14 protein-coding genes, 1 pseudogene and 1 riboswitch are annotated in these 13514 nt (G+C 34.7%); of the genes and pseudogenes, 4 read left to right on the top strand and 11 right to left on the bottom strand.

The genetic code is table 11. The features are described 5' to 3' along the window. Positions 1–143 precede the first annotated feature (143 nt). The 9 genes and pseudogenes from MKX45_RS03140 to MKX45_RS03100 all read right to left on the bottom strand — a co-directional run bounded on the left by MKX45_RS03140 (position 144) and on the right by MKX45_RS03100 (position 8985). Entirely contained in the window at positions 144–965 is an 822-nt protein-coding gene (locus MKX45_RS03140) for an energy-coupling factor transporter transmembrane component T family protein (protein ID WP_340816793.1), read from the bottom strand. Then, positions 958–2655, bottom strand: coding sequence for an ABC transporter ATP-binding protein (locus tag MKX45_RS03135; RefSeq protein ID WP_340816792.1), 1698 nt, complete (start codon positions 2653–2655; stop codon positions 958–960). Before MKX45_RS03135 ends, MKX45_RS03140 begins: the two co-directional genes overlap by 8 nt. Before the next feature lie 108 nt (positions 2656–2763). Further along, positions 2764–3312, bottom strand: coding sequence for an ECF-type riboflavin transporter substrate-binding protein (locus tag MKX45_RS03130; protein ID WP_340816791.1), 549 nt, complete (start codon positions 3310–3312; stop codon positions 2764–2766). Between the two features lie 47 nt (positions 3313–3359). Beyond that, complete coding sequence (locus MKX45_RS03125) at positions 3360–4055, bottom strand: methionine ABC transporter permease (RefSeq protein ID WP_003131669.1); 696 nt, start codon at positions 4053–4055, stop codon at positions 3360–3362. After that, complete coding sequence (locus MKX45_RS03120; RefSeq protein WP_003131670.1) at positions 4055–5161, bottom strand: methionine ABC transporter ATP-binding protein; 1107 nt, start codon at positions 5159–5161, stop codon at positions 4055–4057. The genes MKX45_RS03125 and MKX45_RS03120 overlap by 1 nt, the downstream gene beginning before the upstream one ends. 103 nt (positions 5162–5264) lie before the next feature. Next, positions 5265–6125 (bottom strand): annotated as a pseudogene (locus tag MKX45_RS03115) (MetQ/NlpA family ABC transporter substrate-binding protein). A gap of 18 nt (positions 6126–6143) precedes the next feature. Then, entirely contained in the window at positions 6144–7004 is an 861-nt protein-coding gene (locus tag MKX45_RS03110; RefSeq protein ID WP_058224085.1) for a MetQ/NlpA family ABC transporter substrate-binding protein, read from the bottom strand. A 116-nt stretch (positions 7005–7120) separates the two neighbouring features. Beyond that, positions 7121–7981, bottom strand: a complete 861-nt coding sequence (locus tag MKX45_RS03105) for a MetQ/NlpA family ABC transporter substrate-binding protein (RefSeq protein ID WP_340816790.1) — start codon at positions 7979–7981, stop codon at positions 7121–7123. Positions 7982–8124: 143 nt separating this feature from the next. Further along, the gene (locus MKX45_RS03100) at positions 8125–8985 is read right to left on the bottom strand and encodes a MetQ/NlpA family ABC transporter substrate-binding protein (RefSeq protein WP_021722387.1); all 861 of its coding nucleotides are present in this window, start codon (positions 8983–8985) and stop codon (positions 8125–8127) included. A gap of 582 nt (positions 8986–9567) precedes the next feature. Beyond that, positions 9568–9667, top strand: a riboswitch (TPP riboswitch). A 46-nt stretch (positions 9668–9713) separates the two neighbouring features. Between MKX45_RS03100 and thiT the strand changes: the two genes are divergently transcribed. The 4 genes from thiT (at position 9714) to MKX45_RS03080 (ending at position 11871) form a co-directional block, all read left to right on the top strand. Then, positions 9714–10262: an energy-coupled thiamine transporter ThiT gene (thiT, locus tag MKX45_RS03095; RefSeq protein ID WP_021722388.1), complete on the top strand. Its 549-nt coding sequence runs from the start codon at positions 9714–9716 to the stop codon at positions 10260–10262. A 93-nt stretch (positions 10263–10355) separates the two neighbouring features. Then, complete coding sequence (locus MKX45_RS03090; RefSeq protein WP_015425787.1) at positions 10356–10832, top strand: aminoacyl-tRNA deacylase; 477 nt, start codon at positions 10356–10358, stop codon at positions 10830–10832. Positions 10833–10942: 110 nt separating this feature from the next. After that, positions 10943–11491 carry a biotin transporter BioY gene (locus MKX45_RS03085; RefSeq protein ID WP_003131681.1) on the top strand — a complete coding sequence of 183 codons (549 nt, stop codon included), beginning with the start codon at positions 10943–10945 and terminating at the stop codon, positions 11489–11491. A gap of 23 nt (positions 11492–11514) precedes the next feature. Continuing rightward, positions 11515–11871 (top strand): DUF3397 domain-containing protein, encoded by a 357-nt coding sequence (locus MKX45_RS03080; protein ID WP_015425786.1) that lies wholly within the window; start codon positions 11515–11517, stop codon positions 11869–11871. A 25-nt stretch (positions 11872–11896) separates the two neighbouring features. Here the strand turns inward: MKX45_RS03080 and MKX45_RS03075 are convergent, their stop codons facing one another. Beyond that, complete coding sequence (locus MKX45_RS03075) at positions 11897–12115, bottom strand: YdbC family protein (RefSeq protein ID WP_003131683.1); 219 nt, start codon at positions 12113–12115, stop codon at positions 11897–11899. Positions 12116–12160: 45 nt separating this feature from the next. Next, on the bottom strand, positions 12161–13426 hold the full coding sequence (locus MKX45_RS03070; protein ID WP_340816789.1) for a UDP-N-acetylglucosamine 1-carboxyvinyltransferase: 1266 nt from the start codon (positions 13424–13426) through the stop codon (positions 12161–12163). Positions 13427–13514: the final 88 nt, after the last annotated feature.

Genomic DNA, 13514 nt, shown 5'->3' with positions numbered 1-13514 from the left:
TGGAAGTTCTTTTTTAAGATTTAATTCAAATTTTATTATCTTTTGCAAACAATTGGCTTGTCAAAAGTTTTTTACAAGTCCTATTATGCCATTTTCCACCCATTTTTGCAAGATAAGAAAAAAGCAGAAAACCTGCTTTTTTCTTAATGAAATGGATTAAAAAATCGGCCCTGATTTACAAAGAAGAGAAGAATAACAATCACCACTCCTAAAAGCGCAAGCAAGATAACCAAGTAATCTTTAACATTCAAAGGTTGATAAGAATACCAACTTCTTTTCTTCTTTTTACCAAATCGTCTAAGCTCCATAGCTGTGGAAATAGTATCAATTTGTTCTAAACTGGAAAAAATTAAAGGGAGTAACAATTGAACATTTAATTTTATTCGCGAAAAAAGTCCTACTTTTTTTGATAAATCCATTCCTCTGGCCTGTTCAGCATTACGGATTGCTAAAAATTTTTCTTGCATATCAGGAATATAGCGCAGCACTAAGGAAACCGAATATGAGGAACGATAAGGCAGACCAATTTTATTTAAACTACTGGCAAATTGGCTCGGATTAGTAGTTAAGATAAAGAGTAAAGCGAGCGGAATGGTTGAAAAATATTTCAAGACGAGATTAAAAAGGTAAAAAAGTTCTTCTAAAGTAAGAGGTCCCCAAAGGATTGTTTTTGAATCATAAAGTCGCGCGCCATATCCAGGGTCAAAAATAAATACAAAAAGCAGATTTAAAATCGCAAAAATTGCTGCAAATTGGGCAACCCTTTTTACTGATGAAAAAGGAATTTTAGAAAAATAAAATAAAATTACCGAAAATAAAGCAACAAAAGCCAAATATCTCGTGTCATAAGTCACCATACTGCTGATAGAAATTAATAGAAAGAAAAGGAGTTTTGCTGTTGCATTCAGTTGGTAAATAAAAGAATTTCCAGCTTGATAGCCTAGAACACTAAGTTGATTATTCATGCTTTAATCTCTCCTGATTCTGAAAATTGATGAAAGCTTTTGTCAGTAAAACGGGATTGGTATCTGTTTGTCTGGCAAGTTGATAAAGGCTTGGTTGACTTAAATTGCCCATTTTTACAAAATCTTCATTTTCTAAAATTTGATAAGGACTGCTGTCAGCAATAATTTCCCCGTCAGCAAAAACAAGGGTCCGGTCACTATATTCTGTAATTAAATACATATCGTGCGTAATCATAATCATTGTTAAATGAAGACGGCGGTTAAGTTCGTCAAGAAAATCCATGATTTCCCGATAAGATTGTAAATCCTGAGCAGCTGTTGGCTCGTCAAGGACTAAAATTTCAGGTTCTAGTATTAAAATACTAGCAATCGTTTCTCTTTTTTTCTGACCATAACTCAAAGAAGAAATTGGCCAATTTCTAAAAGGATAAAGCCCACAAACTTTCAAAATTTCTTCAACTTTATCTTGAATCATTTTTTCATCAACATGACGGAGTCGTAAACCAGCTGCCACCTCATCACTGACAATATTTTGCGAAATCATCAGATTTGGATTTTGCATAATATAGCCAATTTTTTTCGCACGTTCAGAAATAGAATCAGCAATAATCGATTGCCCTCGGTATAAAATTTCGCCACTCGCTTCAACAAAATGACAGAGTGCATTGGCAAAGGTTGACTTACCAACTCCATTTTTCCCGACAATTGAAATTTTTTCTCCTTCTTGAACTTCTATATTAATACCTTTTAGAACTTCATGTTGAGCAAAATTTACTGATAAATTTTTTACTGACAGAATATTATTTTTGCTGACAGCCTTGTCAGTAAATTTATAGGTGTCTAAAAAATCTGTCAGTAATTTTTTTGCTGACAGGACTTCCAAACTTTTTAGGTCAGAAAAATCTGTCAGTAATTTTGTAGCATTTGCAGCTTTTAATGCTGAGAGATAGAGGGGCTCGCGTAATGAATTTTCATTAAAAATTTCTGTTTTTAATAATTCAGCAGGACTTCCAATTGCAACAATTTCGCCGTCGTTGACCACGACAATTTTATCAATACCAAGCGGTAAAACTTCTTCGATTCTGTGTTCGATGATAATCGTAGTGACTTCATTATTTTCATGAATATCCTTAATCAAAGCCATTGTTTCTAAGCAAGTTTGCGGGTCCAAATTAGCTAAAGGTTCATCAAAAAGCAAAATTGGCGATTCATCAATCAAAACACCAGCTAAAGAAACCCGCTGCTTTTGTCCTCCCGACAAATCTTGGGGGCGATGATTCAAGAGTTTATTTGTTTCTGTTTTGTCTGACCAATAGGCCACTTTACTGACCAGTTCATCATGAATCAGACCATCATTTTCCAAAGCAAAAGCAATATCCTCAGCAACGCTCAAACCAATAAACTGGCCATCAGTATCTTGCAAAATCGTCGACACCTTTTCAGATAATTCAGCAATTGAAGTCCCAAAGGGCAAACCAGCAATTGAGAGTTCCCCACTTGCTTCTCCTTTATGTAAATGAGGCAAAATCCCATTAAGACAAGAACCAATCGTTGATTTACCTGAACCAGAAGGACCGACAATCAGTACTTTTTCCCCAGGAAATATTTCCAAATTAATCTTTTTTAAAGTTGGATTTTTTTGTAAATCATATTTAAATGTAAAATCTTTGAACGAAATTAAGGCTTCCATTTTTATCCTTCTTTTTAGAGATACTTTATTTTTTGTGCTTTATTAAACCGATACAAGCGTAAAAGCAGCAAATATTTGCTGCTTTTATTTTAGCATATCTGGAGCTTTTTATTCTTTATCGAGTGAGCCAGATTTGGTTCTGGTAGCAGCATAGAGTTTGAGTAGTAAAGCTCCTGCTACGGCAATAGTCAATGCATTTACTAAACCAGCAACAATTCCTTGTGTGAAGACCTTATTTGCCGGTTCACTATAAACTAAAACATCCCCAATTGGGGCAATAATTCCCCAAACTACGACATTGGCTAAAAATTGAACAATATTAAAACGAATGATTTCTTTATTTCCAAAAATTCCTTGAGTCAAAGTTTCTCTTTTGACTCCAAAAGCTAGAAATAAGCCCATTAAACCTGAGCCTAAAACCCAAGTCCACCAAGGCGCACCATAGAGAAATGAATCTTTAAGGGCATGACCAATAAATCCGATCAAGAAACCAGCTAAAGGGCCAAATAAGGCTGAAAATAGGGCAAGGACCGCATATTGCAATTGAATACTAGTATTTGGAATTGGTGTAGGAATATTAATTAGCCAACCAATAATCACAAACAAAGCAGCTCCAATCCCAGTAGCAACAACAATTTTTACAGAGTTATTTTTCATTGTTTCTCCTTTTTATAAAATATTTTTATCTAAAATTATTTGATAAATTATCGATGTGAAACCCGTCTAGCTAAGAAATCACCAACAAGCTGAACCAATAAAACAAAAATCAAGATTAAAATGGTTGCAAACCAAGTCACATCATTGGCAAAGCGATTATATCCATAAGAAATGGCCGTATTTCCTAGTCCACCAGCTCCAATCGCACCAGCCATTGCAGTCAAACCAATCAAGGAAATTAAAGTAACGGTTGAAACACGAATTAAACTAGCTAATTCTTCACGAAGATAGACCGTGAAAACAATATCGAGAAAATCAGCTCCCACCGTTTGAGCTGCTTCAACTTTTCCATGGTCAACAGACTCAAGCGAAGCTTGAACTTGTCTGGCATAAAAAGGAGCCACTCCTAGAGCCAATGGAACTAAAGCCGCAGTAACACCAATCTGCGTCCCCACCAAAATTTTAGTCAAGGGAGCAATTGCTGCTAATAAGATAATAAAGGGAAAAGCCCGTCCGATAGAAACAATTTTATCTAAAATCCAAAATAATGGTCGATTAGGTGTAATCCCATCTTCAGCAGTCACCACAACACCAATTCCAAATATCAATCCCAATAAACCACCAATAAGTGCTGAAATAAATGTCATATAAAGCGTTTGAACAATTGCTGTCCACCAACCCGTCTCACCTGTCCATCCTAAATAAACCACATTAGGAAATGTATGTGCAAACCATTCTGCCATTAGTCTACCGTCCTTTCAATTTTACCTAAAACTTCAAATTTTAAATGTCTTTCAACGAAATATGCCTTTGCGGCAGCCCGATGTTCACTTGAACCTTTTAAGGTCAAAACTAATGAACCAAAAGGTTGTCCTTGAAGTAACTCAACATTACCATAGAAAATGTTAGTTGTTACATCAAATTTTTTCGTAATATCAGAAACCACAGGGTCTTCAAGCTCTGAACCTGAATAATCTAAGTGAATTAATTCTTCGTCATCTGCTAATTGTGCCAGAAGTTCTGTTCTAGAAAGACTGGCAATAAAACGATTGACCGAACTTGTTGTTTCAATAAATTGTTTCGTCAAAGCTTCTTTAGGTTGTGCAAAAATATCAATTAATGAATTTTGTTCAATGATTTCACCATTTTGCATAACAGCTACTTTATTAGCAATTTCCTTAACCACTTGCATCTCATGTGTAATTAAAACAACTGTGATTCCTAATTTTTCATGAAGAGATTTAAGTAAATCTAAGATTTGATTGGTTGTTTTTGGATCAAGTGCTGATGTTCCTTCATCTGAAATCAAAATCTCAGGGTCATTAGCAAGCGCACGCGCAATAGCAACTCTTTGTTTTTGTCCCCCAGAAAGCTGAGCTGGATACTTATCAGAAAGCTCTTCTAAATCAACCAATTTTAATAATTCGGTCACTTTATCCGTTTTTTCCTTTTTTGTAAGATAACGTTTTTTCCCGTTTTTATCTTCGATTTGGCTATGTTGTAAAGCAAAAGCCACGTTATTGAAAACTGTTTTTTCACTTAAAAGATTAAAATGTTGAAAAATCATCCCAATCTTTTGACGAAACTCACGTAATTTCGCGCCAGTAAATTTTACAGGATTTTCACTATCAAAAATCTTCTCACCATTAATCACAATTTGACCTTTGGTCGGTTTTTGAAGGAGATTAATGGTTCTGACCAAAGTTGATTTACCAGCCCCAGAATAACCAATTACTCCATAAATATCCCCTTTTTCAATGTGTAAAGTAGCATCTTTTACTGCTGTGACTAATCGTCCTTTCTGATGAAATTGTACAGAAAGATTATTTAATTCAATAATTGCTGTCATATTGTTTTCCTTTATCTTTTTTCATTCTCTGTCAGTACTGACAAAGTTATTTTCTCTTTTGTCAGTACTGACAGAAAATCTCGTCTCTGACGAGTTTTCTTAGTTACAATTTTAAATTCCAAGCGGGGAGTTCTCCACCATCTGGATATTCTTTTTTAATGGTATCAGCGATATTTTTTTGCTCATAAGCCTTGACCACTTCTTTATAAACTTTATTATTTTTATCAGACTGATTTGCCGCAATAAAATTAATCCATTGAGCTGAATCTTCATTTAAAGGTTCTTGATAAATTGATTCTTTCTCCGAAATTTTTGCTGAAATAGCAAAATTATAATTAATGACTGCTGCAGCAACAGAATCAAGCGCACGTGGGGTTTGACTTGCATCAATTTCTTTGATAATTAAGCCTTTAGGATTATCTCTGATATCTTTAACCGTTGCTAATGCTCCTCTAGAAGTATCAAGTTTAATGAGTCCTGCATTTTTTAAAACATAAAGGGCGCGTCTTTCATTGGTAACATCATTTGGGATAGCAATCTTACTTTTATCAGGAATTTCCGTCACATTTTTATACTTTGTCGAATACAAATGAATCGGCGTAATAATTGTATCACCAATTGATACGATATTTCCATTATTAGCTTTATTCCATGATTTCAAGTAAGCGTAATGTTGAAAGGCATTGAGGTCCACTTCATGGTTAGCCAAAGCTTTATTGGGCTAATCTCCGTCAGTAAAATTTACAAATTTTAAAGTAATCCCAAATTGGTCTTTTGCATTTTTTTGAACTTGTTTCCAAATGGCATCTTCTTGTTTCCCACCAGGCATCAAACCTATTTTTACGATTTTACTGACAGAAGTAGATTTACTTTTTCCCTGTCTTAAAGTAAAAGTGATTAGACCCACGATAATAACCAGCAAAAGCAAACTTCCAAAAAGAATTTTTCGATTTCTTGGATTCATAAATAAATCCTTTCATTTTCAAAGTTTCAAGTTCCAAGCTGGCAATTCTCCGCCATCTGGATATTGTTCTTTGATTGCTTTTTCTGTCGCTTTTGAAGCATAAGCCTTGGCAACTTCTTTGTAAACTTTATTATTTTTTTCTTTACTTGTCGCAGCAATAAAGTTAATATACTGAGCAGAAGTTTTGTTGAGAGGTTCCATATAGACAGACTCAGAATTTGGTAAGCTGGCTGCGGTTGCATAATTATAGTTAACCACTGACAAAGCAACAGAATCAAGCGCACGCGGTGTTTGGCTTGCATCCACTTCTTTGAATTTCAATTGATACGGATTTTCTGTGATATCTGGCAAACCAACTAATTTGCTAGAATCACTTGTTGTCAATTTAATCAAACCTGCACTTTGGAGCACGAACAATGCCCGACTTTCATTTGAAGCATCATTTGGTATTGCAACGGTTGACCCTTCTTTTAAATCTGACAATTTGCTGACTTCTTTTGAATAAATGTGCATTGGTGTAATATAAGTATTTCCTACTGCCACAATATCACTCTTATGTGCTTTATTCCAAGTTTTCACATAATTATAAGATTGAAAGGCATTGACATCAATATCTCCCGAAAGAAGTGCTTCATTAGGTTGATTATAATCAGAAAAATAAACAAATTTTAGCTTTAAATCATATTTTTCTTTGGCGGTTTTAGCTACTGATTTCCAAACCTCTTGGTCTTGCTTGTCCCCACTCATGATTCCAACTTTAACTGTTTTTTGAGCGGTTGATTTTTTACTTGCTTGATGATTTAAACTAAAGAAAGCAACCAAAGCAACAACGATAATCACTGCAAGTGCAACAATAATATTTCTATTTTTCGGATTCAAATTTTTCCCCAAATTCTACTGAATACTTATAAAATATTCTATTTCACAAGTGTTCAGACCTTCTTTGAACGATAAGCCTCTCAATGAAGAGAGACTTATTTGAGTATTAAAAACAATTATTTTAATTTCAAGCCCCAAGCAGGAATTGTACTCTTGTCCGGATAAGCCTTAGCAATAGTTTTTTTGGTTGCTTCTGTTTCATAAGCTTTGACAACATCTTTATAAACAGTGTTGTTTTCGTCTTTTTTATTAGCAACAATAATATTAATCCATTGTTGGCTATCTTTATTAACTGGTTCTGTAAAAATGGCATCAGATTTCTTTAAACCAGCAGTAACGGCATAATTATTATTGATAACTGCTGCATCGACTGAATCTAAAGCACGCGCAGTTTGTGAAGCATCAAGTTCTTTAATGACCAAATTTTTTGGATTTGATGTGATATCTTTGACAGTCGCCAGTGTTTGACCAGAAACATCCAATTTAATCAAGCCCGCAGACTTCAAGACATAAAGGGCACGACTTTCGTTAGAAGCATCATTTGGTACCGCAATGGTTCCACCCTCTTTGATATCTGAAATATTTTTGAGTTGTTTTGAGTAAACGCTGATTGGCGAAATCACTGTATCCCCAATCGCCACTAAATTGCCATTATTTGCTTTATTCCATGCTTTTAAAAAAGCATAATGTTGAAAGGCATTTAAGTCAATATCGCCATTTTTCAATGCTGTATTTGGCTGAGTATAATCCGTAAAGTGTGTGAATTTCAAAGTAATTCCATATTTATCTTTAGCAGTTTTAGATACCGTTTGCCAAATGCTGTCATCTTCTTTTGTTCCTGTCATTATCCCAATTTTCACTGTTTTATTTACCGTTTTATTTGCTTGAGATTTTTGACCAAAGCCGATAAATGCAGCAATAGCTACAATAATAACAACAATTATTCCAATAATTATATTACGATTTCTAGGATTCATAATCTTCTCCAATTTCTACTGACCAAACCGTTCGTAATCAGTTTGAGTCTTCTGTCAGTAAAATTTATTAGCCCTAAGGCAGAAATTTCTAAAGTAGAAATTTCCAAAGTTTTCACCTAACCGTTACTTTTTAACGAAATTACTTAGTCGAGTTTCAATCCCCAAGCAGCAATTTTTCTCTTATCAGGATAAGCTTTCTCAATTGCTTTTTTCGTTGCTTCAGTTTGGTAGGCTTTCACAACTTCTTTATAAATTTTGTTATTAGCATCTTTTTTATTTGCAACGATGATATTAATCCACTGCTCGCTATCTTTGTTTACAGGTTCAGTATAAATAGACTCTTCAACCGTTAATTTTGCTGTTGTTGCAAAATCGTCATTAATTACTGCCGCTGTAATTGAATCAAGCGCACGCGGTGTTTGTGCCGCATCTAATTCTTTAATGACCAAATTTTTTGGATTTGAATTAATATCTTTGACTGTCGCAAGTGTATCACCTGATACAGAAAGGCCAATCAAACCAGCATTCTTCAAGACATAAAGTGCGCGACTTTCATTTGAAGCGTCATTAGGTACTGCAATTGTATCTCCTGATTTAATTTGGCTCAATGAAGTAATTTTTTTAGAATAAAGACGAATTGGTGAAATTGTTGTATTACCAATTGCTTTCAAATCACCGTCATTAGCTTTATTCCAAGCATTCAAGAAAGCATAATGTTGGAAGGCATTCAAATCAATATCGCCGTTTTTCAAAGCTGTATTTGGTTGTGTATAATCTGTAAAATGAGTGAATTTTAAAGTAATTCCATATTTATCTTTAGCTGTTTTAGAAACAGTTGACCAAATGGCATCATCTTCTTTTGTTCCTGTCATTATTCCAATATTCACAGTTTTATTTGCCGTTTTACTTCCACCAGATTTATGATTAAAACCGAAAAATGCAGCGATAGCAACAATTACAACAACAATAACGACAATTAAAATATTTCTGTTTCTTGGATTCATTTCTTCTCCCTTTTTTCTAATTGATTTATTTTTTAAAATCAATTATTCCCCTTTTGATAAACTTTTTACATCTATTAGAAAAATTAACCGTGCACCTGTTAATTTTTCTAATACTAAACAAATTCTTCAAGATAAAGCGCTCATGCTAAATAAAAATAGCTCATTTCATATAAAGAAACGAGCTATATCGTGGTACCATTCTTGATTTAAGCACTTTTTAGTTCACTGAAAATTTTCAGATTCCAAAGGCAACTTTCAAGTTCAATAACGAGAACCATTCCGTCAAGAGCTTAGTTAAACCTCACTCTTGCTACGCTTATCAAGCCATTTTCATTGCTTCACTCAGGCTTGCTCTCACCGCTACAAGCTCTCTGTGCTGACCTTCACAATTACTTACTCGACCGCTTTTATTTTGTCCGAATTTGTGTATAGACTTATTCTAACAGACTTTCGTTTTTTTTGAATTATTGATTTTTTATGTTGCCTTAAATATTTTTTAAGTTTAATTTATAAAATAGATTAACAATCTTAAAAAAATGCTTTTCAACTTAAAATATGCTAAACTTAATGAGTAAAAATAAATATTTGCACAATGGGTCTATTGACAAAACTGTCAGTAGCGAGAAATACCATCTGACCTGATCTGGGTAATGCCAGCGTAGGAATGTGTTAAGACAAATGTCTAATTTCTAACCCTCCTTTTGTGCGCATCAAAAAGGAGTTTTTTTATGTCTAATTCTAAGTTCAATGTCCGTTTGTTAACGGAAATTGCCTTCATGGCGGCACTCGCCTTCATCATCAGCCTTATTCCAAATACTGTTTATGGCTGGATTATTGTTGAAATCGCCTGTATCCCAATTCTTATTCTCAGTTTTCGTCGCGGCCTAACAGCTGGACTTGTCGGTGGATTAATCTGGGGAATTCTGTCAATGATTACTGGACACGCTTATATTTTAACCTTGTCTCAAGCTTTTCTTGAATATCTCATCGCCCCTGTTTCACTTGGAATTGCTGGACTTTTCCGCCAAAAAACAGCCCCTCTAAAACTTGCACCAGTTCTTTTGGGAACTTTTGTTGCTGTTCTTCTTAAATACTTCTTCCATTTTATTGCCGGAATCATCTTCTGGAGCCAATACGCTTGGAAAGGCTGGGGAGCCGTTGCTTATTCTCTTGCCGTCAATGGAATCAGTGCAATTTTGACTGCTATTGCTGCATTTGTCATTTTGATCATTTTCGTCAAAAAATTCCCTAAACTTTTCATTTATAGCAATTACTAATAAAATCTGTCAGTAACTTTTACAAAAAAAATAAATCTGTCAGTAAAATTATTTTATCTTGTCAGTCAGCACAAATTCTTCTATAATAAAGCTATGTCTAAAAAGCAAAAATTAAAGAAAACACTTGTAGAACAAATTCTTGATAAGGCAAAAATTGAGCATACTGGACTTGCTATTAACGCTTTAGAAAGTAATAGCCTCCCTGAGGATATCAGTCGCAGTGATATTTATAAAACACTAGCACTAATCGGCGATAAAACTGGCCCTGTCATTGGCATTCTTCCACTGACAGAGCATTTATCAGAAAAAAAATTGGCCAAAGTTTCGGGCAATAAAAAAGTAAGCATGATTCCTCAAAAAGACTTGCAAAAAACAACAGGTTATATTCACGGTGCAAATAATCCTGTGGGGATTTGGCAAAATAAAAAATTCCCGATTTTCATTGATTCTATTGCCTTAGAGCACGACTTTATCGTTTGTTCAGCTGGCGAAGTTGGGCGTAGCATAAAAATCGCTCCTAAAGTCCTTGCTGACTTTGTTCATGCTCAATTTGTCGAAATTAGAGAATAAAATTACTGACAGAATTTCTGTCAGTAATTTTTTGTTTATTAAAGCAAGAGTTTGCAAAAATTCTTCTTTTTTAGTATATTTTATTTTATACATAAAACAAAGGATTCTTAATGCAAAATACAAAATTATATTCTTTAACCCTAATTGCTCTTGGTGCAGCAATTATTGCGGTTCTCTCTCCTCTGTCTATCCCAATTGGTATTGTGCCCGTCACCTTACAAACACTTGCCGTAGGACTTGTTGCCACAGTACTAAAAGCGCGTGAAACTTTTTTTGCTATCTTACTCTATCTCCTGCTAGGATTTATTGGAATTCCCGTATTCACTGGTGGGACATCAGGAATTGCGGTTCTTTTTGGCCCAACAGGTGGTTTTCTAATTGCCTTTTTAATAATGGGAACTCTTATTTCTTTTGGCCTTCATCAAATTAATTATAAGACCATCCCTGCTTTTATCATAAATATTGTAGGACACCTGCTTATGTTAGTTATCGGAACATTGTGGCTCAAATTTTTTACCAATGTCGACTGGTCATTGGCCTTAAAGCTTGGATTCACACCATTTGTCATTGTTGAAATTATTAAAGCTGTCCTTGTCACTATCTTTGGCTTAGCACTTATTCGTGCACTTTCTCACACAAATAAATACTTTACAAACTAAGGCAAAACCGATACAATTAGTCTATGTTTATAAAAGTACTTATGGCGCTTTATCCCCTTATTGTCTTTATTGCATTGGTTTTCATTTTCAAGTTTTTTAGACTTCGTCACTTAACCAATCGCAAACTAAAAATTCCAGATGTTTTTACAATATTTCTCATCTTAGGGATGCAAATTTTTTCTAAAAATGTTACAAGTATCAGCATCATTCCATACTACCTGCTAATCATTTCTGGCTTAGCGCTTGTTTTGTTGTTGCTTGATTTGCTTTATTATAAACAATTTACCTATCGTCGCTTTTTAAAACTCTGGTGGCGCTTGACCTTCTTTATTACTTTGATTATTTATCTTATCCTTATTGTGATAACATTTACCCATTAAAAAAAGCCCTGAAATCTCAGGGCTTTTATTTATTTCCTAATTCTTTTAAGAGAACACCAAATTCTTCTTCAGATAAAGTAATTCCTTTACCCATTTTTTCATGGTCAGGTGACCAAGTACGAATGTCATATTTAGGTTCGGCATCATTCCAAGAAACACGATTTAATTCTTTACGCCAACCTTTTGCATTTTCAGAGAGAACAATCAATTCTTCAATGATTTCAAATTTTAATTTATCAGCCATCTTATTTCCTTTCTCATTAGTCTATACGAAAATAAATCACTTTTGTCACTCTTCAATCAATTGAATATCTACACCAACAGCAGTCAATTTTTCAATAATGTGGTCATAACCCCGTAGGATAAACTCAATATTAGAGATTTTTGTAGTTCCACTGGCAATAATTCCAGCAGTAACCAAAGCCGCACCAGCACGTAAGTCAGTTGCTTGAACACAACTACCAGTTAATTCATTAGGAGCGTCATAAATAATTCGATCATCTAAAACAGAAATATTAGCACCCATACGAGCTAATTCAGGGACATGATTGACACGTTTTTGATAAATCGTATCAACAATTGAACCACGACCTTTTGCTTTCAATAAAAGTGGTGTAATTGGTTGTTGCAAATCCGTCGCAAACCCTGGGTAAGGAACAGAAGTAATATTGACTGATTTTAGATTTTCTGATTTATGAACTTCAATACTATCTTCACGAATGGTCAAACCTACACCCATTTCTTCAAGTTTAGCAATGAAAGATTCCAAGTGTTCATAAATAACATTTTCAATGATGACACCATCTCCCATAGCAGCTGCTAAGGCAAGATAAGTTCCCGCTTCGATACGGTCAGGAATCACCGTATGTTGAGCACCGTGCATTTCATCCACTCCAGTAATGCGGATAATGTCAGTTCCAGCTCCTCGAACTTGCGCGCCCATATTATTTAGAAGTGTCGTCACATCAATAATCTCAGGTTCACGGGCAGCATTTTCAATGATAGTTAAACCTTTTGCACGACTAGCAGCAAGCATAGTATTAATAGTTGCCCCAACAGAAACAACATCCATATAAATGGTTGTTCCAACTAATGAATCACCAATCACTTCTAAGTGCTCAGCTTCTTCTTCTTGAATCTTCCTAGCCCCTAGAGCTTTAAAGGCTTTATCATGCAAATCCGTTGGACGAGGGCCTAAATCACAGCCACCAGGCAAGCCTACTGTTGCCTGACCAAAACGTCCCAAAAGTGCCCCATTGAAATAATAAGAAGCACGTAAAGAGTTGATTTTTCCATAAGGAAGAGGACGAGAAACAACACTGCGTGTATCAATCACAAGTCGTCCTTCTTCAAGATTTCGTTCAATTTTTGCTCCCATGATTTCCATGATTTCGACTAAACTTGCGACATCAGAAATATCTGGAACTCCTTCAAGCGTTACAACATCGTTAGCTAAGATAGTTGCTGGAATCAAAGCGACTACTGAATTTTTTGCGCCAGAAATTGGGATGGTTCCTGAAATACGCTTCCCACCATTAATTACTATTTTTTTCATATTATTTCAAAATCACTTTTCACATTTTTATTGTCTTAAAAAAATTATATTTTTAAGAACCGCTCTCTATTTTAACATTTTATAGTAG

The sequence above is a fragment of the Lactococcus sp. FSL W8-0209 genome (genome assembly GCF_038006585.1).
In the GTDB taxonomy this organism is placed as follows: Bacteria; Bacillota; Bacilli; order Lactobacillales; family Streptococcaceae; genus Lactococcus; species Lactococcus lactis.
The sequence above is the reverse complement of the archived record's forward strand: the minus strand, read 5'-3'. Positions and strand labels throughout refer to the sequence as shown.

Excerpts from the sequence above, each read along its gene's own strand:
- MKX45_RS03140 (WP_340816793.1), bottom strand. The coding sequence starts at position 965 with ATGAATAATCAACTTAGTGTTCTAGGCTATCAAGCTGGAAATTCTTTT.
- MKX45_RS03135 (WP_340816792.1), bottom strand. The coding sequence starts at position 2,655 with ATGGAAGCCTTAATTTCGTTCAAAGATTTTACATTTAAATATGATTTA.
- MKX45_RS03130 (WP_340816791.1), bottom strand. The coding sequence starts at position 3,312 with ATGAAAAATAACTCTGTAAAAATTGTTGTTGCTACTGGGATTGGAGCT.
- MKX45_RS03125 (WP_003131669.1), bottom strand. The coding sequence starts at position 4,055 with ATGGCAGAATGGTTTGCACATACATTTCCTAATGTGGTTTATTTAGGA.
- MKX45_RS03120 (WP_003131670.1), bottom strand. The coding sequence starts at position 5,161 with ATGACAGCAATTATTGAATTAAATAATCTTTCTGTACAATTTCATCAG.
- MKX45_RS03105 (WP_340816790.1), bottom strand. The coding sequence starts at position 7,981 with ATGAATCCTAGAAATCGTAATATAATTATTGGAATAATTGTTGTTATT.
- MKX45_RS03100 (WP_021722387.1), bottom strand. The coding sequence starts at position 8,985 with ATGAATCCAAGAAACAGAAATATTTTAATTGTCGTTATTGTTGTTGTA.
- thiT (WP_021722388.1), top strand. The coding sequence starts at position 9,714 with ATGTCTAATTCTAAGTTCAATGTCCGTTTGTTAACGGAAATTGCCTTC.
- MKX45_RS03090 (WP_015425787.1), top strand. The coding sequence starts at position 10,356 with ATGTCTAAAAAGCAAAAATTAAAGAAAACACTTGTAGAACAAATTCTT.
- MKX45_RS03085 (WP_003131681.1), top strand. The coding sequence starts at position 10,943 with ATGCAAAATACAAAATTATATTCTTTAACCCTAATTGCTCTTGGTGCA.
- MKX45_RS03080 (WP_015425786.1), top strand. The coding sequence starts at position 11,515 with ATGTTTATAAAAGTACTTATGGCGCTTTATCCCCTTATTGTCTTTATT.
- MKX45_RS03075 (WP_003131683.1), bottom strand. The coding sequence starts at position 12,115 with ATGGCTGATAAATTAAAATTTGAAATCATTGAAGAATTGATTGTTCTC.
- MKX45_RS03070 (WP_340816789.1), bottom strand. The coding sequence starts at position 13,426 with ATGAAAAAAATAGTAATTAATGGTGGGAAGCGTATTTCAGGAACCATC.